A 21241-nucleotide genomic window follows, 5' to 3' on the forward strand; every position below is an offset into this window, starting at 1 on the left:
ATCCCCGCCTTCGCGGGGATGACACCTGCGAGGCTTATGCCTGCTTGTAGCTTTCGAGCGATTCCACGCGGAGGCTCTTCACAAAGTTGTAGTGCTTTGCGACTTCAGCTTCGGCGAGGTTCAAGTACACCTTCATGCTCTTGTCGAACAGTTCTGGTGCCTTGGTGGCGTCGCGGAGGAGCAACTGGGTCATCACGCAGTTGGCGGCGAGTTCGTACAAGTGACGGCTGCAGAGGTCGGTGAATTCGTTGTTTTCAACGGACTTCACGTATTCGATAGCTTCGTTGTACTTTTCGTCCATAGCCTTGGCGCGGGCCTTGAGGCTTTCGTATTCCGGGCGAACGTCCATAGCTTCGAGTTCTTCGAGCATGAGGCCGTAGCTGCCGGTAGTGATGTGTGGAAGTGCTGCAACCGTCTGGAGCTGCGTTGTACCTTCGTAAATGGAGGTGATACGAGCATCGCGGTAGAGGCGCTGGCAAGCGTATTCAAGCATGTAGCCCGAACCGCCGTGAACCTGGATACAGTCGTAGCTGTTCTGGTTTGCGTATTCGGAGTTCATGCCCTTTGCAAGCGGTGTGCAAGCGGAAGCGAGCTTCTGGTAAAGCTTGAGTTCCTTCTTTTCGTCGTCGGTGAGCTTGCGGGTGCGTTCGATGTCTTCGAGGCACTTGTAGATATCGACGTAACGAGCTGTCTGGTACAAGAGGGCGCGGCCTGCATCGAGGCGAGCCTTGATGTTCGAGATCATTTCGTAGACGGCCGGGAAGTTCACGATAGCCTGACCGAACTGCTTACGGTCCTTGGCGTAGGCGAGAGCTTCGTTGTAAGCCATCTGGCTGATACCCACAGACTGAGCGGCAATGCCGAGGCGTGCGCCGTTCATGAGGGCCATCACATACTTGATGAGACCGAACTTGCGGCGACCGCAGAGTTCAGCCTTGGCGTTCTTGTAGACAAGTTCGCAAGTCGGGCTTCCGTGAATACCGAGCTTGTTTTCGATGCGGCGAACGTCAACGCCACCGTCACGCTTGTCGTAAATGAACATGGAAAGACCACGACCATCGTGCGTGCCTTCTTCGGAGCGGGCGAGCACCAGGTGAATGTCGGAGTCGCCGTTCGTGATGAAGCGCTTCACGCCGTTCAAGTACCAGCACTTGTCAGCTTCGCTGTAGGTGGCCTTGAGCATTACGCGCTGCAAGTCAGAACCTGCATCCGGTTCGGTCAAATCCATGGACATCGTTTCGCCGGCGCAGATGCGCGGGATGAAACGGGAACGCTGGTCTTCGTCGCCGAATTCATAGAGCGTTTCAATGCAGTCCTGGAGGGACCAGATGTTCTCGAAACCGGCGTCTGCAGAGGCGATCATTTCGTTGATGGCCGTGTAGGCGGTAATCGGGAAGTTGAGACCGCCAAAGCGGCGCGGCATCGTAACACCGTTGAGGCCAGCCTTGCGGGTGGCTTCGAGGTTTTCGTAGGTCTTGGATGCGTAGCGGACGCGGCCGTTTTCGCAGTGCGGGCCTTCGGCATCCACGTCTTCGGAGTTCGGGAAGACCGTGTTTGCGGTGATGTCGCCAGCGACTTCGAGCACGCGGTTGTAGTTGTCCATAGCGTCGGCAAAATCTTCCGGCGCATAGTCGAAATTGTCCTTGTCAGCAAAGCCGTTTTCCTTGAGCTCGACAATGCGCTGCATCAAGGGGCTGCTTTCGAGGTTGAATTTAATCTCGGGGTGATCTGTGTAGAAATTTGCCATAGCGCTTACTTGTTGTTTGCCTTGTAATACTTGATCATCTTCGGGAGAACTTCTTCGACGGTGCCGTTGATCACGTAATCAGCGATAGCGTTGATCGGAGCTTCGGGGTCGGAGTTCACGGAGATGATGATACCTGAATCCTGCATACCAGCGAGATGCTGGATTTGGCCGGAAATGCCGAAAGCGATATAGACCTTCGGGCGGACCGTCACGCCAGTCTGACCGATCTGACGGTCATGATCGACGAAACCTGCGTCCACAGCGGCGCGGCTAGCACCGACTTCAGCGTGGAGTTCCTTGGCAAGTTCGAACAGCATGTCGAAGTTTTCCTTGGAGCCCATGCCGTAACCACCGGCGACCACGATCGGAGCGCCCTTGAGGTTGTGCTTGGCCTTTTCCACATGGCGTTCGAGCACCTTGACCACGTATTCCGTTTCCGGAACGTACTTGGCCACGTCGTGCTTGATGACTTCGCCCTTGTAGTTCGGGTCCACGATTTCCTTCTTCATCACGCCTTCACGGACGGTAGCCATCTGCGGGCGGTGTTCCGGGTTCACAATCGTTGCGACGATGTTACCGCCGAATGCCGGACGGATCTGGCAGAGCTGGTTTTCGTAGAACTTCTTCACGCCACCGATGCTCATTTCGAAGCTGTCGATTTCGAGTTCGGTGCAGTCAGCGGTAAGGCCGCTGTGCATGGCGCTAGAGATGCGCGGGCCGAGGTCACGGCCGATAACCGTTGCACCGAGCAAGCAAATCTGCGGCTGTTCTTCCTTGAAGAGGTTCACCACGAGAGAAGCGTGCGGGTTGGTCGTGTAGGGGAACAGGCCTTCGGCGTCGAACACATGAACCTTGTCCACACCGTAAGGGAACACCTGTTTTTCAATGCCATCAAGGCCCTTGCCAGCGCAAATGCACTCGAGCTGAACGCCGAGAGTGTTGGCCAACTTGCGACCCTTAGAAAGCAGTTCAAGGGAAACGTCAACGACGGTGGTTCCCTCAATTTCGCAATATACAAATACGTTATTCATAGGTTAGCCAATAATCTTCCCGTCTAAAAGTTCCTTGATAAGTCCTTCAATGTCGGCGTCGCTTGCGGAGAGCGTGCGGCTTTCCTTGGCCTTGAACACGATGTTCTTGACGGCCTTCACGTTCGTCGGCGAGCCTGCCTTACCGATCTGAGCCGGGTCGGCGTCGATATCGGCTGCACCCCACTGCGGGATGTCGAGGTAGGGCTTCTTAGCGATGAGAGCTGCGTACTTGTCAGCATCTTCCGGCTTGCGTTCGGCAACTGCAGTAGCGTTCTTGAACTTCATGATGCGCTTTGCATTGCGCGGACGGCACGGAGCAGCACTGCCGTTCACGGTCACGACCAGCGGGAGCGGTGCTTCCACAGTTTCGACACCACCGTCGATGTGGCGGCGGATCACGACCTTGCGTGCCTGTTCGTCGAGCTTCAAGATTTCTTCGGCGTAAGTGACCTGAGTAAGTCCGAGCTTTTCTGCAATCTGCGGACCGACCTGTGCGGTATCGCCGTCGATAGCCTGGCGGCCACCGAGGATAATGTCGTAGTCACCGATCTTCTTCACTGCCTGGGCGAGCGTGTAGCTCGTAGCGAGCGTGTCAGCACCACCGAGCGGGCGGTCCGTCACGACGTAACCGCAGTCAGCACCGCGGTACAAAGCTTCGCGGACGACTTCGGCAGACTTCGGGAGACCCATGGTCAACACGGAGATGGTGGAACCAGGGAACTGGTCCTTCAAACGAAGGGCTTGCTCCAGGGCGTTCAGGTCTTCGGGGTTGAAGACCGCGGGCAATGCGGCACGATTGATAGTACCCTGCGGCGTCATAGCGTCCGGGCCTACGTTTCGTGTATCAGGTACTTGCTTTGCAAGCACAACGATTTTAAGACTCATATTACTATAGTGTTTTAATTTAACGGTTAATTGAAAATCCTGCTACTCTGCAAAATTTTACGGATACAAGATAAAATTATTAAGCCCGCCGGATTTCTGAATATGCTCCGAACGGGCCGAAAATAACTCCATTTTAAGATTTGTGTAATAATTTTGTGATAAGCGGCTTTTACTTCGCTATTTCCACGTAAACGCCTTTAGGCAGGTCGGGCAATTCGCCTGAATCAGTCCTTTTGCCGACGGGCTTGCCGAGTGCGTTGAAAATCACATTCCCGGGTTTGCCATGCTTTGAACTGCGGATGTTTGAAATCCTTGTCGTCATTTGCTGTATCGTGACTCTGATTTCAAAAGTGACCTGCTTGTTTTCGTATGTGACCGCTTGTCGCACGGTGAATGTATCGCCCGCATAGACTTTATTCGGCATGTGTCCGATTTTGGTCGTCATTGTCGAAAGGTCTGCATTTGAATAAACGATGCTCGAACCGTTTGGATCCCAGGCGACGATTTTGCCGTCCTTGTCAAACCAGTGTCCGGTCCCTTCGCCGGTGGTACGGCTGTTGAGCGAACCGTCTGGTTCTACGCCGTAGAACTTGACTTTATCTGCGATTTCGCTTTTCTTGATGTTCAAAATTTTTGCTACATCGTCACCTTTCAAGTCGAGCGTGACGTAAGCATAATTGTTGTCTATCGGGAGCGTCACGTCAAATGCAATTTTTTCGATTTTCATTTCGACGGCGCTGCTGCTCTCGGGCTTCGGCACACTCGAGGAACTTGAAACAATTGCGCTGGACGAACTCGACGCGATCCCCGTTGAACTTGACGATTCCTGTGCGGGGCAGTTCCCGCCGATGCAGAACGTGAGCGTTTCGCCGGGCGTTCCGATGTCTGTGATTTTGAGTCCTGTCTTGGAACCGTTGTACCAGCGGATGGCGGGGTACTTGTCATCCGAAAATTCAGGGTAGGCGCTGTAACTGAAGAACGTGTTTGCTGTACTGCCAGGGCTTGGCCATTGGTCTGAAACGTTATCCGTAGATTTGCCTGCTGCACTTGCATGTACGATTCTTAAACCGAGCTTGTCGGCGGAGGAATTGGCGCCGATCGAAAAATCGTAGTGCTGCATCAAGAGTCCGCTACCTTTAAGAACTTTGTTGCGGCCTGTGTTGCGTACATAGGACCATACCAAGCCTTCTTTGTCCGGCCTTGCGGGGTTCTTGTAGCGGTAGCACACTTCGCCAGGCTTTGTGGTTTCGAGGCTTATATCTTCGCTAGTCACGTCCACGAACGGGATCCATCCTTGGTCCGCACGGTAAAAATCGTTGATGGCGACGGGGTTCAAGTCGTTTGCGCGGTTGCCCATGGTGCAGTAGTCGCCGTACCAGTAAAGGTCCGGCCAGCCAAAAATCATGTGGCCGCTTTCATGCACAAAGACGTAAATGGAAAACTTTCCCGGCATGTCCGTCATCTGGTGGTGCGTGAGCTTCACGCCGTCGCGTTTTTCGTTGGACCATCCCGAGTGGGGCCATAAGCCTTGTCCCCATGTTTGCCCGGCGCCAGCGTACACGATGTTGATCGCTTCGGTGGTGCCGTCCTTGTCGTTGTCGTAGCGGGAAAAATCAACTTGCGGATCGAAATAGTCAAAGACTTCCTTCATCAGCGAATCCGATCCCGTGTACCCTTGCAGGCTCTCGTACCAGGACTTGGGATGCTTTGCGCGGTACCAGCCGTAGACTTCGTTGGTGAGGTCGAGTTGCCCGTTTGAAACGTCCAGATAGTAATCGCGGACGGATCCGTTGCAGCCGTCCCTGTTGAATCCTTCCTTGTTCAGCCATTCTTCAATGTCGGCAACCGAGACAGGCGCCTTCTGGTCCGAAAAATCAACGAGAAGCGTCAGGCTGTAAATTTTGCCTTTGGGGGCAGCGTAATGGCTTTGGGTCTGTGTTGCGGACGTTCTTGCCAAAATAAAGCTGGGCTTGTTGGCGCTTGAACCGTTGAATGTCGGCCGAGCTTCTTCTGGCCATTCCTGGACCCTTTTCCCTTGATATACGATGTCTGCGAAAAGCATCGTCGGTAGCAACAATAAGCTTGATAATAAGCCAAATACAATTTTGGTTTTCATAGAACATCCCTTTCCTTTCAACTCTTTTTATAAATACATTAATTAGTGGTAAGAAGGCGTTTCGTATGAAAAAAGCAAGGACTTTTAGTGTTGGCCATAGCCTATTTTTATTACATTTCCTCTGAGACACTAAAAACTAATGACCAATAACTAGTGACCAACTTATGAAATTCAAACGCATTCTTCTCAAGCTCAGTGGCGAAGCCCTCGCAGGCGAAAAGGGCCACGGCATCGACAACCAGATTCTTTCTGACATGGCCTCCGAAATTGCTTCTATCGTCAAGCAGGGTGTGCAAGTCGCTCTCGTGATTGGCGGTGGCAACCTCGTTCGTGGCATTTCCGCTTCTGCAGGCGGCATGAACCGCGCCCAGGGCGATGCTATGGGTATGCTCGGCACCGTGATGAACGGCCTTGCCATGCAGGACGCTCTCGACAAGCAGGGCATCGACTCCGTCGTGATGTCCGCTATCCGTATGGAACCGGTTTGCGAATTCTTCGACCGTCGCAAGGCTCTCAAGCTTTTGTCCGCTGGTTCCGTGGTCATCTTCTCTGCCGGTACTGGCAATCCGTTCTTCACGACGGACAGCTGTGCTGCTCTCCGCGCTATCGAAAGCGAATGCGACGTGATCATGAAGGCCACCAAGGTTGACGGCATCTACACTGCAGACCCGGTCAAGGACCCGACGGCAACGCGCTTTGACGACATCAGCTACAAGGAAGTCATCTCCCGCGGCCTCAAGGTCATGGACACCGCAGCAGTCGCTCTCTGCATGGAAAACAACATGCCTATTTTCGTGTTCAAGATGGAAAAGGGCAACCTCACGCGCGCTGCCGTCGAAGGCGACCTCGGTACGCTTGTCCACTGCTAAATTATAAATAACTTACAATTATGCACCCTTGCGATTGCGGGGGTGTTTTTGTGTTTTAAATAGGCCGAAAATGTAATACTAGCCTTGCTTTTATTTATATTTAGCCTCTAGAAGATATCACTAAAACCTTTAACCTTTTACCTAGTAACTATCATCTAGTAACTAGTAACTAAAAACTACTATGGCAGATTATTCTGAAAAAATGGACAAGGCCATCGAGGCCACCGAACGTGAATTTTCCAAGATCCGTGCTGGCCAGGCTAGCCCGGCTATCCTCAACGGTGTGCGCATCGACTACTACGGCACTCCGACTCCGATCTCTCAGGTCGCAAAGATTTCTGTGCCTGAACCGCGTATGCTGCTCGTGACCCCGTGGGAAAAGCAGCTCGTCGATACGATCGACAAGGCTATCCTCGCCGCTAACATCGGCCTTACCCCGATGAAGGACGGCAACTGCATCCGCGTGACGCTCCCGATCCTCACGACCGAACGCCGTAAGGAACTCGCTAAGATCGCCCGCAAGCATGCTGAAGACGGCCGCGTGGCTATCCGCAACATTCGCCGTGATGCTAACGACGCCCTCAAGAAGAACAAGGAACTCTCCGAAGACGACGTCAAGAAGCAGCAGGACGAAATCCAGAAGGCAACTGACAAGGCTATCGCACAGATCGACGCTCTCCTTGCTGAAAAGGAAGCCGACATCCTCAAGGTGTAATAGGTTCTATGGCCAATCAGCTTAGACATATTGCCATCATCATGGACGGTAATGGCCGTTGGGCCCGCCGTCGCGGTCTGGAACGGTTCCTGGGGCACCGCAAGGGCACGGAATCAACAATTGACGCTGTGGAAATGGGCGTGAACCTCAAGCTCGAACACATGACATTGTATGTGTTCAGCTCGGAAAACTGGGGCCGCCCGTCCAAGGAAGTGGATTACCTGATGAACCTCCTCATCGAGATGGTTTACAAGGAAATTCCGGACCTCATGGAAAAGAATGTGAAGCTGATTGTCATCGGAGACATCAGCCGCTTGCCCGAGAAGCCGCGTACCAACTTGCAGATGGCGATTGATAAGACGGCGAACAATACGGGTATGCAGCTGAACCTTGCCATCTCCTATGGCGGTCGTCAGGAAATCGTCGAAGCGGCAAAGCACATTGCGGCAGAAGTTGCTGCAGGCAAGCTCTCTATCGACGAAATCAACGACGACGTTTTTGCAAAACACTTGTACCTGAAGGGCGCTCCCGATCCGGACCTGATTATCCGCACGGGTGGCGAATTCAGGCTTTCCAACTACCTTCTGTGGCAGGCCGCCTATAGCGAGTTCTATGTGACGGACACGCTCTGGCCTGATTTCACGAAGGAAGAGTTCATGAAGGCGGTCGAGTTCTATAATACTCGCGAACGCCGTTTTGGGAAGGTTCTTCATGAGTAATTTGGCTCAGCGATTGATCACTGCATTTATTGCAATTCCAATCGTTTTTGTTTTACTTTGGTTCAACGACTTTAGTCGCATTGGACTGATGTGTTTTCTGGGCGCTGTGGGCGCCTGGGAGTGGGCCGGTATGGCTTCCAAGATGTATGCAGGCCCGGACATGCGCTATCTCTCGTTTGCATCGACTATGGCGTTGACGCTTGCGTGGGCGCTTTCGAAGGGCGGCTACTTTGGCCTCCCGGCTGTACCTTACGTTGTCGGCATGACGTTCCTCGCCATTTTCGCGATTTACATTGGCGTCGCCTATGCGAAGGTTGAGATTGACCACTTGTTCCCATGGCTTGTGATGCAGCTTGGCGCTCCGCTGTACGTGGGGTTCTGGGGCGGCATGAATGTGCTCATGATGGGCAACGGCCAGGGCTTTGAACATTGCTACCCGTTCATCCTCGTGATGACGGCGGTGTGGCTCTGTGACACGGTTGCTTACTTCTTTGGAAAGTTCGCTGCAGGAAAGGGGCCGTTTGGCCGTCATCCTTTTGCTCCGAGCATCAGCCCGAAGAAAACTTGGGAAGGCTCGATTGCAGGCTCCATCGCTACGATTGCCTGGGTTGCGTACTGGGTCAAGTGCAGCGCTGCTCTCAGCTCTTTCGAAATGAATTTCACATGGACATCGGCAATCGTCATTGGCCTCCTCATCACGGTAGCTGGCCAGGTGGGCGACCTCTTGATGTCTGCTCTCAAGCGCTGGAGCGGCACAAAGGATTCTGGGAACTTGTTTGTTGGGCACGGCGGTGTGCTTGACCGTTGCGACTCGTTCCTCCTCGCAGCACCTGCCCTATACATCTTCATGGACTTCTTGAAGAGCGTCGTCCATCCATGAAAATGGCAAGATAGTCGATAACGCCTGATGCAGCTCCCTTCACGGGAACATAACGCATACTGTTGTCTGTTCCGATGATGATTGCAAGTCCGGCAATGTAATTTATCCAATGGTAGTCCACGTGGTATTTGAGGGCTACTTTTTTGTTTGAACCGAATACGGTGAGTGGCATCACGAGAATGTCGTGCGAGACCATTATGCTCACGCGCTTCCATTTGGATAAATTCTTGAGGATGACTTTCTGCATGAATTCTTCGGCGCGGGGCGCGAGTTCATAGAGTACGTCGGGGTAGCCGCCATCGTATGCCCAATGAGCCATGAGTTCGACAGAACTGCCTTTCATGTTGAGCTTGGTGGCGTACTGTGCGAGCGAATCTGCTGAAATTTTCAGGAACCAGTTTCCGGTGATGTCGTAGTTGGTGATGAGTTTCGGGAGACTTGCTTCTCCGCGGCCTTTTGAAATGTTGTTTGCGGTTTCATTAGTGCGCACAAATCCAGAAGTGATGTATGAAAATTCTTCATCGCTTTTGAGGGTGGCGCCTAGGTCTTGGGCCATCTTTACGCCATTGGCGGTGAGTTCCGTTTCTATAGCGACGTCATCTTCGCGTTCGGAATGTCGAATGATGAATACCGCTTTTTCGTCTGCGGTAAGACTCTTGTAGACGTCGGCGACAGTTGCAAAACCGTTCTCGTCGAGCGAAATCTCTTTTGCTGGTAGCGATGTTTGCGAGGAACTGGAAGATTTTGCTACATCTGAAGACGAAGAAACTGGCGTGTCTTGCGAAGATGAAATTATGGATGAGCTTGTTTGTGCTACAGAAGACGAAGATCGTCGATGGCTGCTTCGTGATGAACTGGAATTATTTTTTGTTCCACTTGACGACGAGCTTTGTTGAATTGCTGAGCCGGATGATTCAACGGTTGCGACCTCCGATGACGATAGTTCCTCAGTTGTTGTTGAGGATGAAGCGATGCTTTCAGGAGCTGTTGAGAATGTGGTGTCGCTACAGGCTGAAAGCATCGCTGTGAATGAGATTGCGACAAATAGGGGCTTTGTCGCAATTGCGCGGAGCACGCTATGGTTGAGTTTTTGCATTTACGAACCCCACTGGTAATCGCCTGCTTTGTAGACGGGTTCTTCTCCGTTGAAGCCTCGTGGGCGTTTAATCTTGTCGTCGAATAAAGTCTTGTTGAATATGCGGAAATCTCCACGTTCGTAGCTCTGGAAAGAAATATGACAGAAAATGGGGCCTGCCGGCATGTACTCGCTATAACTCATGGTGCGTTCACCGGCCGTGTAGAGGTAGTTGTAATATTTTCCGTTAAATATAATGTGCAGTCCGATATTTCCGACCGTGAACCAGCGGCCTTTTGCAAGGATGTTTTCGTGGTGGGTGTCGTCGTAATCCATGACGACGAATTCTGCATCGCCATTCTTGTCGAGGTGGAAACGGTACTTGTGGTTTCCACCGCAGCAACGCCCGTCAAAGAACCAGGTGTAACCACTTGCAGCCGCAATGCGCGGGTCTCGCACACTAGTATCGGGGTGGGCGAGCTGTTCATCGCTCACGATTCGTTCGGGTTCCACGGCTGCGATAAGCTGTGCCAATGTTTTGGGGTTGCTTACCGTGGGGATACTCACTTTGCTCTTCGCTTCGCTTGCGGCTCGGCGGTACAGACGATAGGGAATGCCATCGTCACTGATCATCGTGAGTTCATCTTCGCTGAACACGTAATAAGCGTAAGTTTTGGTGCCGTTCTTGGTGACAACGTTAAAGCTGCGGTTGTTGAGCGTGTACCATTGTCCTGAAACATTCGGGAATCCGGACACGGCCGCTATCCCGTCTTCGTTGATGATTACGGTGTAATCGTCGCTGATCCAGGCTTCGTCAGAAGCTGTGATTAAACGGCAGTCGCGGTTCTTGTCGCCTTGGCAGACGGCGGCCGATGGGTTTGCAGCTTCGCAAGGGCTGACCATTCCCGGCGGGAGCTTTGTGGACATGCCGAGTCTGAACCCCATGTCGGCGGCGCCATCGCGGCTGCGGATGGCGCGACGGCTCACTCGCGCGAACTCTGCGGGTTCCCCGTAGCTTCCGCCTCGACGCGTCTTGTTGCCGGAACCAGTGAGCTGTACCGGGTTCACCTTGTCGTCAGATGTATAGCCTACGAGCCAGTCGTACACCCATTCCCAGGAATTTCCGCTCATGTCGTAAAGTCCTAGCTTGTTTGGCTTCTTGGTCGCTACATCGTGCGATTTTCCGCCGCTGTTTTCGGAATACCATGCCACATCATCGACGTTGTTGCTTCCTGAAAACTTAAACTTGTCTGAAACGCCGTCCTTGCCGCCCCGTGCCGCAAATTCCCATTCGCCGTCCGTGAGCAAACGGTACTGACGCCTTGTCTGTTGCGAAAGCTTGCAGGCGAAATTGTTGGCGTCAAACCAGCTTACTCCAATTTTGGGGGCCTTGTCCGATTCCCAGGCGCTCTTTTTACCGCCCATTACAGCGTTCCATTGTGCAATAGTCACTTCGGTATTGGCAATGAAGTATTCATCGACTGTTACTTTGTGTGATGGACTCTCGTAAATTTTATCTTGTTCGGCGCAATTGTCGCAGCCTCGTGTATAAGAACCGCCTGTTACATAGACCATGTTGAATACAACGCCGTTTACCGTATCGGCGAAATTTGCAGGCGAGGTGTAGACAAAAGACTCTTCGCTGGAACTAGAATTTACTTGAAGTCCAGACGATTTTCCTTGCTCGGAACTCGAAGATGAACTCCGGTGGACATGTCTACTCGAAGAACTTTTGTGCGAATCTGTGGACATGCCCGGCGATGTTCCCGACGAGCTTTCAGATACACTTGTAATGGATGATGACGAATTTGTTCCGCCATTTTCGGCAGAATAGTTTTTGTCTGGTGAATCGCCTGCCTCGGAAGACCCGGAATAGTCGACAGACGATGAAATATTGATGTCCGATCCGGAAATGTCATTGCTTGACGAATCCGAACAGCTCCAAAGCACCCCGACTGCGCAACAACACGCAGCATATACACCCGAGGAAAGTATGCGCATAAGCACCTCCTTCGAGCAACAAACCTAACCCATATTCAATATACACTAATTTTTTTTATTGAAATGTAAAATGTTGTAATTGTCTCAACGCAAGCATATATATGGATAAATCGTTTATCTCCATATGTATGTTACCCTAGAATTTAAAGCTTGCTTTCTTGGCGGGATCATCTCTTTATTCTATCTTTACCGAAAAAGCAATCACTGAGGTTCTTAAATGAAAAACGTTGTTCTTTTGGGTGCCACCGGTTCTATCGGTACCTCTAGCGTCGATGTCATTCACCAGCATTCGGATATCTTCAACCTTTACGCCGTGGCTGCCAATAGCAGTGTCGAGAAGGTTGCTGAAATCGTGCGCAAGTACAATGTCGAACGTGTTTGCATGTTCAACGAAGCTGCCGCCAAGGAACTCGAAGGTATGCTTGACAAGAAGGTGCTTGCCGGTATGGATGGCCTCTGCGAACTTGCTGCTGACCCGAAGGCGGACATCATCATCAACGCCTTGATGGGCGCTGTGGGTTGCCTCCCGACGATTACCGCTATTGAACATGGCAAGCATGTCGCCCTTGCAAACAAGGAAACGATGGTGATGGCAGGCCCTGTCATTTGGGACAAGCTTGCTGAAAATCCGAAGTCATTCATCACGCCGATTGACTCCGAACATAGCGCCATTTTCCAGTGTCTCGAAGGTGGCAAGCGCGAATCCGAAGTGGAATTCCTCGAAATCACGGCTTCGGGTGGCCCGTTCCGCGAATGGCCTATTGAAAAGTTCGAAAACATCACCGTCGCCGATGCCCTCAATCACCCTGTGTGGAGCATGGGCAAGAAGATTACGATTGACTCTGCTTCCATGATGAACAAGGGCCTTGAAGTGCTCGAAGCTCATTTCCTCTTCCACATTCCGTATGACCAGATCAAGGTTGTGGTTCACCCGCAGTCTATGGTGCATTCTTTGGTGCAGTTCCGCGATGGTTCCTTGATGGCTCAGCTCGGCGCTCCCGACATGCGCATCCCTATCCAGGTGGCGCTCACGTGGCCCGACCGCCTCAAGCTCGAAACCAAGCGCCTCGACTTGCCGACGCTTGCAAAGCTCACGTTCTTCGAACCGGATTTCAACAAGTTCCGTTGCCTTGCCCTCGCCTTTGAAGCCGGCCGCCGTGGCGGTATCGTGCCGTCGATGATGAACGCCGCAAACGAAGTCCTCGTGGACCGTTTCCTCAAGGGTAACCTCAAGTTCACTGATATTCCGAAGTACGTGGAAATGGTGATGGAAAAAGCCCCGAATGTCACCGGTCACCTTTCGCTCGAACAAGTTCTCGAAGCTGACAAGGAAGCCCGCCTCATGACAGAAGGCTTCTTGAAGTAATCGCCTTATGCGGTTTTGTTGCAAATAATGCGTTTGTTTAGCACGGCTTCGGTCGTGCTTTTTTTTGTATATTCTGTGCAATTTGTTTAAGGAAAAATTTATGAGAAATTCATGGCGTGTTGCGGGTTTGTCTGTAGCTGTTCCTTTGCTTGCTTTTTTTGCAGGTTGTTCCGAAAATCCGACGAGTCAACTTGATGAACCGGGCAAGAATCCCGCATCGCATTCGGGGGATGAGTCATCGTTTGAAACTTTGCTTTGCTCTTCGCCTGTGGGCGGTGCTGTAACGCCTGAACCCGAATATCTGAATGTGGGGTCGATGACCGCCGTCATTCGCGACTTCCAGCCGAATCATTCGGACTTTGAAAACTTCTCGGAAGAAGCGACGACACAACTGGAGTACGAATCCATTGCACATCTGGATCTCATTTATAACTATGTCACGCGCACTGGTGTTGCGATGAAGGATAATGGCTACGGTGATGATTGGTATACCGCTGTTCCTTATCACGCTTCTTGCGGAACCGTGAGTGCCAATGCCCAGTATGGCTCGGGAACGCAAATAGGTGTCGACGGTCTTCCTATGGACGAAAATACGAATTTGCCGGAATACCTCCGACAGACCTCCGCAGGTCCGGTGCTGCAGTTTGGTGAATGTCAGGAGAGACTTTTGGGTAACAACAGGATTTTACGCGGGTATGCGAATGCGCTTGAATCCATTGACTACTATGATTGCCCCAATGGCAAAACGGTTTGGTCGAACCCTGTGATTGCCACGACGGGTATGGTGCAACCTTACTTGAAGTTTGCTGCTGGCGCTGACGGCAAAATTGACATGATCGATGGCGTCACGATTAGTAAGCAGAATGAACGCTGCGATAACGCCAACTTTGATCAGTGGTTTACCGATGTTCCGTCCGTGAATAAGCGAGTCAACACGACGCTCGATCTTGTTAAGAAAGAGGATTCCGAAGATTACATTTACGGTCGCGGCTATAATGATGTTGGATTCTTCCCGCTGGATAGCATCAATCCGATTACTCATGAATGGGTGATGAATAAGCCCTGCGATCCGTCGTTACAGCCGAGTGGCACTTGTGAACAGTTCTTGCCACAGTCTCTTTCCATTTTTTGCCCGCCGTACAATTACATGTACGCATCGACTCAAGTGGATGAATTTGGAAATAATACCGCTCAGCTTTGTAATGAATGGTTGAATCAGGGTGGGCCGCGTGCCGCTGATCCCAAGGGCACTGGATATAGTGCTGCTTGGCTTGCTATGGTGTCCATGGCGGAAATGGGGTACAAGACTGGTATGCAGCACCTTCGCAATTTCCATTTTACGATGATGGCCTATTCGACCTTCAAGTATGATGCCGCCAAGCAGGCCACATTTCCGCAGAATCTCGAATTTATCAGTAGCGGTGATATGTGGGTCTTTGTGGATGGCGTGCTTGTTGCCGATATGGGGGGCGACCACATGCCTGTCCCGAGCCAGGTGAACCTTCAGGTGCTTGCCGCAAACAACCACGGATGCCATGAAGGCGAACCTCTTGCCGCTTACGAAAACTGCAATGGCTCTACGGAAAAGGATGGCTGGGCTGATGGTTCCATTCACCACTTGCACATCTTCTATGCAAACCGCCAGACGAACGGTTCCGAAATCTACATCCGCACGATTCCTGTAGAACGTGCAACGCGCCGTGTTGAACCGCTTTCGATGAACAAGCTCGAAGTGGTAAAGGATTCTCGCGGCAATACGCAGAACCGCATTTACATGAATCTTCCGTTTGCAGATTCTACCGTTGCGGCTATGACCTCGCGGAATTTGCCGTCGATGATCGTGCTCCGCGACGATGCTGAGGGCAAAACAAAGGTGTTTGGTCTTTATCTGCTCTCGTTGACGGATTCGACGGCCAACGAAAATGGAGAACCGATGTACCAGTTCGAAGGTGTCCTGAAGGATGTTAATGGTAACACTGTTGAGGGCGGGTTGCGTAGTTTGGACCGCGTTGCTTTCAATGTTCCCTGGAGTGAGGCTCTTGAAAATGGAAACGATGCGGACATGTATTTGGGCGATGTCTGGAAGCAGATGATGGCCTGGTCTAAGATGATGCCGACCTACATAGCTTCTTCGTCTGGGAAACAGATTGTGACCTTTACCGCGAATAACGCACTGAACAAGCTGATCAATTCATGTGCTGAATAAGTTTTGGGGGTTGTAATCCTGAACAACGAAATTGAGGCTCCGCTTTGTAGCGGGGCTTTTATTGTATATAAATTTATTAAAGCTGGTTCCGGTGTTAGGGACGGTGTTGATTGGAGTGGATATGAAAAAGATGACAATGGCGGTATGCATTGCCACTGTTTCTGCGTTCGCCCAGTGGGGCGGCGGTGGTGGCTTTGGCGGCCCACAAGGTGGTGGGAGCGTATCTAATGCCGATAAGACTGCCGATGTAAACTATGTAGGCGACGGAAAGGCCTACCATACGCTGGATATTTATATTCCAAAGGAAGCGAAGGAATCGTATCCGGTGGTTATCCATACTTATGGTAGTGCCTGGAGCTTTAACAACATGAAAGGCTCTGCGGATTTGAGCACCATCTGTTCCGCATATGTCAAGGCGGGCTATGCCGTCGTGACTCCGAATCACCGTTCTGCAAGTGACGCCAAGTATCCGGCGCAGCTTCACGACATCAAGGCTGTGGTCCGTTTTGTCCGTGGCAATGCAGCTAAGTACAAGTTTGACACGAATTTTGTGGCTGTGTCCGGCTTCTCGTCGGGAGGTCACCTTTCGAGCCTTACTGCGACAACCTGCGGCTTGAAAGAAGGCAAGTCGGGTTCGGTGACGGTGGACTTGGTGGGTGACCTCGGCGAATTTACGTCATTCAGCAGTTGCGTGGATGGTGCCGTGCTTTGGTCTCCTCCGACGGATATTTATACCATGAACCCTATTAGCATGGGTGGTTCTGGAACAATGGAAGGAGCCTTCATCGGTGTCGAGCGCGAAGGAAACAAGGATAAGTGGATGGTTGCAAGTTCTCCCTATTATGCAAGCGATGACGATCCGCCGATAATCATGTTTCATGGCACGTCCGATAATATTGTGAATATCGAACAGAGTGAGGAACTTTATGATTCCCTCAAGAATCATAATGTGGTAACGGAATTTGTCAAGGTGCCAGGCGGTTCCCATGGCGGCGACAAGATGAATGCGACTGAAAACCTGAACAAGGCGGTCGCTTTCCTTGACAAGGCTCGCGAGGCGAAGGCGGCAAGCGTCCCGCCGGATACGGTGGCTGGGGATACGTCCGTGATAGATACTTCTGCAAGGGATACTGCTAGGACGGATACGAGTAAGGTGGATTCCGGCAGGACCGTGTTGCCGGAATTTGCAAAGTCCCATGGTGTAGAGATTTATGGAAATCGCTTAACGGTTCAGGGATCTATGGCGGTGTTCCGTTATACGGTGATTTCTGTAGACGGGGCGCGTAAAGTTAGCGGATTCTTCCGTAAGGAACTTGACTTGTCCCTATTGCCGGTGGGCGTTTACGGGATTATGGTGGAATCGCCTTCGGGTGTGACAAGCATCATAAAATTTGCGAAAAAATAATACATTGGGTACAGTTGTAACCAGATTGTCCAACAAAAGTTGGGCAATTCTTTTTTTTAGGGGTAAATTTATATTGTGAAAATGGAAAGGAGTGTCTTATGAAGGTTTCATTTGGCTTAAAGCAGTATATCCCCCTCGCAGCTACGGTTCTTTCGCTTGCTACGGCTGCGACCGCTGCGACTGCCTATATCAACCAGGTTGGCTACCGTACCACAGATCCTAAGGAATTTACTCTTTTTGAAGGTTCTGGTGATATCGAAATTGTAGATGCCGCCGGTCAAACTGTACTTCAGGCTACTCCGAAAGCGGCATCCCGCTGGAATCCGAGCGGTCAGGATGTGCAGCTTGTCGATTTCTCCGCCTTGACTGTTCCTGGAACTTATTCCATCAAGCAGGGTGGGCAGGTGCTCCGTTCCGATTTGGTAATTGCCGAGAAGCCGTTTGAAAATGTTACTAAGGCTGCTTTGAAGTGGTACTATTATCAGCGGGCTTCCATGGAACTGGAAGAACAGTATGCGGGGCAGTGGAAACGCGCTGCTGGCCATACGAACTCGACGGCGACGCTCCACAGTTCTACGGGTGCTTCGGGAACGATTGAATCGAGCAAGGGCTGGTACGATGCTGGTGACTATGGCCGCTATATCGTGAACTCGGGTATTACGACTTATACGCTCCTTTCTCTTTACGAGCATTTCCCGGACTATTTCAAGACTTTCAAGTGGAACATTCCGGCCGACGGAACCCTCCCGGATTTGCTTGCTGAAATCAAGTACAATCTTGACTGGATGCTTACCATGCAGGCAGAAGATGGCGGTGTCTATCACAAGCTTACGACGCTTCAGTTCCCGGGCGACGTGATGCCCGCGAAGGATACGGAAAAGCTTTATGTGATTGGCAAGGGAACTGCGGCCGCGTTTGATTTTGCGGCGGTGATGGCTACTGCATATCGTGTGTACAAGCCGTTTGACGCAACTTACGCAACGAAGTGCCTTGAAGCTGCCAAGAAGGCTTATGCCTGGGGCGCTCAGAACCCAGAAAAGGCTTTCAACAATCCGATGGATGTGGCTACGGGTTCTTATAGCGATGGCAAGCTGGATGACGAAAAGGTCTTTGCAGGTATGGAATTGTTTATTTCTACGGGCGAAGCCTCCTATAAGCCGACTTTGAATCCGAACGAAACGAGCATTGTTCCTGCATGGCCTGAAGTGTATGGCCTTGCTGTTTATGGTGCCGCAACTCATGCGACGGAACTTGGTGCTGACGCCGCTACGGCAAAGAAAATGCTTACGGACTATGCTAATGAATTTGCATATGAAGCCTCGAAGGGCTTTGGCGTTGTTATGTCTCAAGACGATTTTGTCTGGGGATCGAATGCTGTTGCTGGCAACCAGGGCGTATTCCTTCTTCATGCTTACTATATCACGGGCGAACAGAAGTATTACGAAGCTGCAAAGAAGGTGGTGGACTACTTGCTTGGCAAGAATCCGCTCGATATGTCTTTCTTGACGGGTTTCGGTACCAAGTCCGCCAAACTCCCGCACCATCGTCCGAGTACTGCTGACAAGGTAACGGATCCTGTCCCGGGCATGATCGTTGGCGGTCCGCAGCCGGGTGGAGAAGATATCGGTTCCAAGTCCTGGGAATGCAAGGACTATACTTCTGGCAAGAAGCCTGCGACGGCTTACATCGATGACCGTTGCAGCTATGCCACGAACGAAGTGGCCATCAACTGGAATGCTCCGTTTGCATACTTGGTTGGCGCTATGGAAGCCTTGAATGCTGGTTACGCTCCGTCCTTTGCTGTAGAAGGTGTTGCAAAGGGAACCTCTGCGATCAAGCCTTCCGTTTCAAGAAGTCGTATGAAAGCAAACGATGGTGTTCGTCTTCGTTTTGCTGATCAGAAGGTGTTTATCGAAAAGAGCGGCAAGCGCTTTGACCTCAAGGGTCACCGCATGAAATAGAATTCCCCAAAATCCATATTCATAGAATGCAGAAACGGCGCCCCTTCCGGGACGCCGTTTTTTGTGGCATTTCGTCATCCTCCGTTAGGAGGAACCATAATTTCCTACCAAACACTTGCTACACTTTTCTGTAAAATAACGTTCTCGCGGGTGGGAAATGCGTTCAAACGGCTCTATATTATATGGACCAAAAACTTGCACTTTTTTACGAGGATGTTTGTGAAAAATCATGCGTTAAAGTCCGTCGCGCTTGCCGCGCTCGTCGCAGCCCCAGCTTTCGCAGTGACTGCCTATATCAATCAAATTGGCTACCGTCCGGGCGACTTCAAGGAACTCGCCTTGGTCGATGCTAATGGCAGCGTGGATTTCGTAAATGCTGCCGGTCAGGTGGTTCTCTCCGTGACGCCTAAGGCCGCTTCTTACTGGGATGCGAGCGGTCAGAATGTCCAGCTCGTTGATTTCTCCAAGCTCGCTGAAGCGGGCAAGTACAGCATCAAGGTAAACGGCAATGTGCTCCGTTCCGACCTCGTCGTGAAATCCCAGACGTACGAAGAAATCGTCAAGGCTTCCATCAAGTGGTTCTACTACCAGCGCGCTTCCATGGCTCTCGAAAGCCAGTACGCAGGCAAGTGGGCCCGCGCAGCCGGCCACACGAATCCGACTGCCGAACTTCACAATTCTACGGGTGCTTCGGGCACGATCAATTCTACCAAGGGCTGGTACGATGCTGGCGACTACGGCCGTTACATTGTGAACTCGGGCATCACGACCTACACGCTCCTCTCTCTTTACGAACACTTCCCACAGTATTTCAAGACGCTCAAGTGGAACATCCCGGCTGAAGGCTCCCTACCGGATTTGCTTGCTGAAATCAAGTACAATCTCGACTGGATGCTCACCATGCAGGCTTCTGACGGTGGCGTCTACCACAAGCTTACCTCTCTCGGATTCCCGGGCGATGTGATGCCGGCGCAGGACAATTCCAAACTTTACGCCATCGGCAAGAGCACGGCGGGCACGTTTGACTTTGCTGCCGTGATGGCAATGGCTTCCCGCATTTACAAGCCGTTCGACGCGACTTATGCTTCCAAGTGCCTTGAAGCCGCTAAAAAAGCTTACGCTTGGGGCCAGCAGAACCCGAGCCGCAACTATCTTGCCAATCCGTCGGATGTCTCGACGGGTGCCTATGAAAACGACAATCCGAACGACGAAAAGGTTCTTGCCGGGACAGAACTCTTCATCACGACGGGTGATGCTTCTTACAAGCAGTCCGGCTCTTCGGAATACGTCTCTTACTGGGGCGATGTCATGGGCCTTGCCACGTACGAAAAGGCTACGCATCAGGCGCAATTTGGTGGCGATGCAAACGAAGCCAAGCAAAAGATTTTGGGCACGGCAGACAACTTTGCTAACCGCGCTGAAAAAGGCTTTGGCGTTGTGATGGCAAAGGATGACTTTGTATGGGGTTCCAATGCGGTTGCCTCCAATCAGGGCGTTTGGCTGTTGCATGCCTACTACCTCACGGGCGAACAGAAGTATTACAAGGCTGCCGTCAAGGTTCTTGATTACCTCCTTGGCAAGAACCCGCTCGACATGTCTTTTGTGACCGGTTACGGCACCAAGTCTCCGAAAATGCCGCACCACCGCCCGAGTACTTCGGATAACGTAGAAGAACCGATTCCGGGTATGCTTGTGGGTGGCCCGCAGCCGGGCGGCGAAGACGTTGGCTCTGCCGCCGAATGGAAGTGCGCTGATTATCGCAAGGGCCAGGCGGCAACCGCTTACACCGATCAGCGTTGCAGCTACGCCACGAACGAAGTCGCTATCAACTGGAACGCTCCTCTTGCATACCTCGCTGGCGCTATCGAAGCCATCAACGCGGGCTATGCACCAGAATTTGCAGCCGCAGGCGTCGCAAGACAAGACGTGCCGGCCTCTAGTTCTTCTGATGTTCCCGCAAGCTCATCTTCGAGCGTACCGCAGAGTTCCTCCTCTGAAGTTGCAAGTAGTTCTTCCGCGATTTCTGGCAATTCCTCCTCTTCCGAGATGCCCGCAAGCTCCTCTAGCTCTTCTGCAAGCATTGAATCTTCCAGTTCGCAGGGCACGATTGCAATTCACGCTACGGTGGATTACAAGGCTGTTCGCTCGACGCAGCCGCGCCTCCGTTTCGACGACCAGAAGCTCTTCGTTGAAAAGGACGGCAAGCGCTTTGACTTGAAGGGACATAGAATTAAGTAAGTTCTATTTTCTAATATTCATAGAATG

The 21241-nt window shown here is 51.7% G+C and carries 15 protein-coding genes; 9 read left to right on the plus strand and 6 right to left on the minus strand.

Translation table 11 applies throughout. The features are described from left to right. Positions 1-34 precede the first annotated feature (34 nt). The 4 genes from B7990_RS12975 to B7990_RS12990 form a co-directional block, all read right to left on the minus strand. Positions 35-1747: an acyl-CoA dehydrogenase family protein gene (locus B7990_RS12975; RefSeq protein ID WP_014545690.1), complete on the minus strand. Its 1713-nt coding sequence runs from the start codon at positions 1745-1747 to the stop codon at positions 35-37. A gap of 5 nt (positions 1748-1752) precedes the next feature. Beyond that, positions 1753-2778 carry an electron transfer flavoprotein subunit alpha/FixB family protein gene (locus B7990_RS12980; RefSeq protein ID WP_072827777.1) on the minus strand — a complete coding sequence of 342 codons (1026 nt, stop codon included), beginning with the start codon at positions 2776-2778 and terminating at the stop codon, positions 1753-1755. A 3-nt stretch (positions 2779-2781) separates the two neighbouring features. Further along, positions 2782-3663 (minus strand): electron transfer flavoprotein subunit beta/FixA family protein, encoded by an 882-nt coding sequence (locus tag B7990_RS12985; RefSeq protein ID WP_014545688.1) that lies wholly within the window; start codon positions 3661-3663, stop codon positions 2782-2784. Between the two features lie 169 nt (positions 3664-3832). Continuing rightward, on the minus strand, positions 3833-5779 hold the full coding sequence (locus B7990_RS12990) for a M6 family metalloprotease domain-containing protein (RefSeq protein ID WP_088641347.1): 1947 nt from the start codon (positions 5777-5779) through the stop codon (positions 3833-3835). Between the two features lie 164 nt (positions 5780-5943). On the opposite strand from B7990_RS12990, the gene pyrH reads away from it, so the two are divergent. The 4 genes from pyrH to B7990_RS13010 all read left to right on the plus strand — a co-directional run bounded on the left by pyrH (position 5944) and on the right by B7990_RS13010 (position 8962). Then, the gene (pyrH, locus tag B7990_RS12995; RefSeq protein WP_088641348.1) at positions 5944-6648 is read left to right on the plus strand and encodes a UMP kinase; all 705 of its coding nucleotides are present in this window, start codon (positions 5944-5946) and stop codon (positions 6646-6648) included. Between the two features lie 181 nt (positions 6649-6829). Continuing rightward, the gene (gene frr, locus B7990_RS13000; RefSeq protein ID WP_088641349.1) at positions 6830-7363 is read left to right on the plus strand and encodes a ribosome recycling factor; all 534 of its coding nucleotides are present in this window, start codon (positions 6830-6832) and stop codon (positions 7361-7363) included. Positions 7364-7371: 8 nt separating this feature from the next. Then, positions 7372-8082: an isoprenyl transferase gene (locus tag B7990_RS13005; protein ID WP_088641350.1), complete on the plus strand. Its 711-nt coding sequence runs from the start codon at positions 7372-7374 to the stop codon at positions 8080-8082. Further along, complete coding sequence (locus B7990_RS13010; protein ID WP_088641351.1) at positions 8075-8962, plus strand: phosphatidate cytidylyltransferase; 888 nt, start codon at positions 8075-8077, stop codon at positions 8960-8962. The genes B7990_RS13005 and B7990_RS13010 overlap by 8 nt, the downstream gene beginning before the upstream one ends. Here B7990_RS13010 and B7990_RS14875 read toward each other — a convergent pair. Both B7990_RS14875 and B7990_RS13025 read right to left on the minus strand, forming a co-directional pair. Next, positions 8928-10058, minus strand: coding sequence for a histidine phosphatase family protein (locus B7990_RS14875; RefSeq protein WP_141099292.1), 1131 nt, complete (start codon positions 10056-10058; stop codon positions 8928-8930). The two genes, B7990_RS13010 and B7990_RS14875, sit on opposite strands and share 35 nt — an antisense overlap. Beyond that, positions 10059-12038 (minus strand): formylglycine-generating enzyme family protein, encoded by a 1980-nt coding sequence (locus B7990_RS13025; RefSeq protein ID WP_088641354.1) that lies wholly within the window; start codon positions 12036-12038, stop codon positions 10059-10061. Between the two features lie 217 nt (positions 12039-12255). Between B7990_RS13025 and dxr the strand changes: the two genes are divergently transcribed. From dxr to B7990_RS13050, 5 genes are all read left to right on the plus strand, one after another. Further along, complete coding sequence (gene dxr / locus B7990_RS13030; RefSeq protein ID WP_088641355.1) at positions 12256-13404, plus strand: 1-deoxy-D-xylulose-5-phosphate reductoisomerase; 1149 nt, start codon at positions 12256-12258, stop codon at positions 13402-13404. Positions 13405-13504: 100 nt separating this feature from the next. Then, complete coding sequence (locus B7990_RS13035; RefSeq protein WP_088641356.1) at positions 13505-15610, plus strand: fibro-slime domain-containing protein; 2106 nt, start codon at positions 13505-13507, stop codon at positions 15608-15610. A gap of 121 nt (positions 15611-15731) precedes the next feature. Continuing rightward, positions 15732-17015, plus strand: coding sequence for an alpha/beta hydrolase (locus B7990_RS13040; protein ID WP_254917532.1), 1284 nt, complete (start codon positions 15732-15734; stop codon positions 17013-17015). 98 nt (positions 17016-17113) lie between these two features. Continuing rightward, the gene (locus B7990_RS13045; RefSeq protein ID WP_088641357.1) at positions 17114-18976 is read left to right on the plus strand and encodes a glycoside hydrolase family 9 protein; all 1863 of its coding nucleotides are present in this window, start codon (positions 17114-17116) and stop codon (positions 18974-18976) included. 213 nt (positions 18977-19189) lie between these two features. Further along, the gene (locus B7990_RS13050; RefSeq protein WP_088641358.1) at positions 19190-21214 is read left to right on the plus strand and encodes a glycoside hydrolase family 9 protein; all 2025 of its coding nucleotides are present in this window, start codon (positions 19190-19192) and stop codon (positions 21212-21214) included. Positions 21215-21241 lie beyond the last annotated feature (27 nt).

Origin of the sequence: Fibrobacter sp. UWB4 (assembly GCF_002210345.1) — a bacterium.
Taxonomy (GTDB): Bacteria; Fibrobacterota; Fibrobacteria; order Fibrobacterales; family Fibrobacteraceae; genus Fibrobacter.

What these genes read in the sequence shown, in the direction of transcription:
- B7990_RS14875 (WP_141099292.1), bottom strand. Translation starts at nt 10,058, where the DNA reads ATGCAAAAACTCAACCATAGCGTGCTCCGCGCAATTGCGACAAAGCCC.
- B7990_RS13005 (WP_088641350.1), top strand. Translation starts at nt 7,372, where the DNA reads ATGGCCAATCAGCTTAGACATATTGCCATCATCATGGACGGTAATGGC.
- frr (WP_088641349.1), top strand. Translation starts at nt 6,830, where the DNA reads ATGGCAGATTATTCTGAAAAAATGGACAAGGCCATCGAGGCCACCGAA.
- B7990_RS13045 (WP_088641357.1), top strand. Translation starts at nt 17,114, where the DNA reads ATGAAGGTTTCATTTGGCTTAAAGCAGTATATCCCCCTCGCAGCTACG.
- B7990_RS13010 (WP_088641351.1), top strand. Translation starts at nt 8,075, where the DNA reads ATGAGTAATTTGGCTCAGCGATTGATCACTGCATTTATTGCAATTCCA.
- dxr (WP_088641355.1), top strand. Translation starts at nt 12,256, where the DNA reads ATGAAAAACGTTGTTCTTTTGGGTGCCACCGGTTCTATCGGTACCTCT.
- B7990_RS12990 (WP_088641347.1), bottom strand. Translation starts at nt 5,779, where the DNA reads ATGAAAACCAAAATTGTATTTGGCTTATTATCAAGCTTATTGTTGCTA.
- B7990_RS12985 (WP_014545688.1), bottom strand. Translation starts at nt 3,663, where the DNA reads ATGAGTCTTAAAATCGTTGTGCTTGCAAAGCAAGTACCTGATACACGA.
- B7990_RS12980 (WP_072827777.1), bottom strand. Translation starts at nt 2,778, where the DNA reads ATGAATAACGTATTTGTATATTGCGAAATTGAGGGAACCACCGTCGTT.
- B7990_RS13025 (WP_088641354.1), bottom strand. Translation starts at nt 12,038, where the DNA reads ATGCGCATACTTTCCTCGGGTGTATATGCTGCGTGTTGTTGCGCAGTC.
- B7990_RS13040 (WP_254917532.1), top strand. Translation starts at nt 15,732, where the DNA reads ATGAAAAAGATGACAATGGCGGTATGCATTGCCACTGTTTCTGCGTTC.
- pyrH (WP_088641348.1), top strand. Translation starts at nt 5,944, where the DNA reads ATGAAATTCAAACGCATTCTTCTCAAGCTCAGTGGCGAAGCCCTCGCA.
- B7990_RS13050 (WP_088641358.1), top strand. Translation starts at nt 19,190, where the DNA reads ATGTTTGTGAAAAATCATGCGTTAAAGTCCGTCGCGCTTGCCGCGCTC.
- B7990_RS12975 (WP_014545690.1), bottom strand. Translation starts at nt 1,747, where the DNA reads ATGGCAAATTTCTACACAGATCACCCCGAGATTAAATTCAACCTCGAA.
- B7990_RS13035 (WP_088641356.1), top strand. Translation starts at nt 13,505, where the DNA reads ATGAGAAATTCATGGCGTGTTGCGGGTTTGTCTGTAGCTGTTCCTTTG.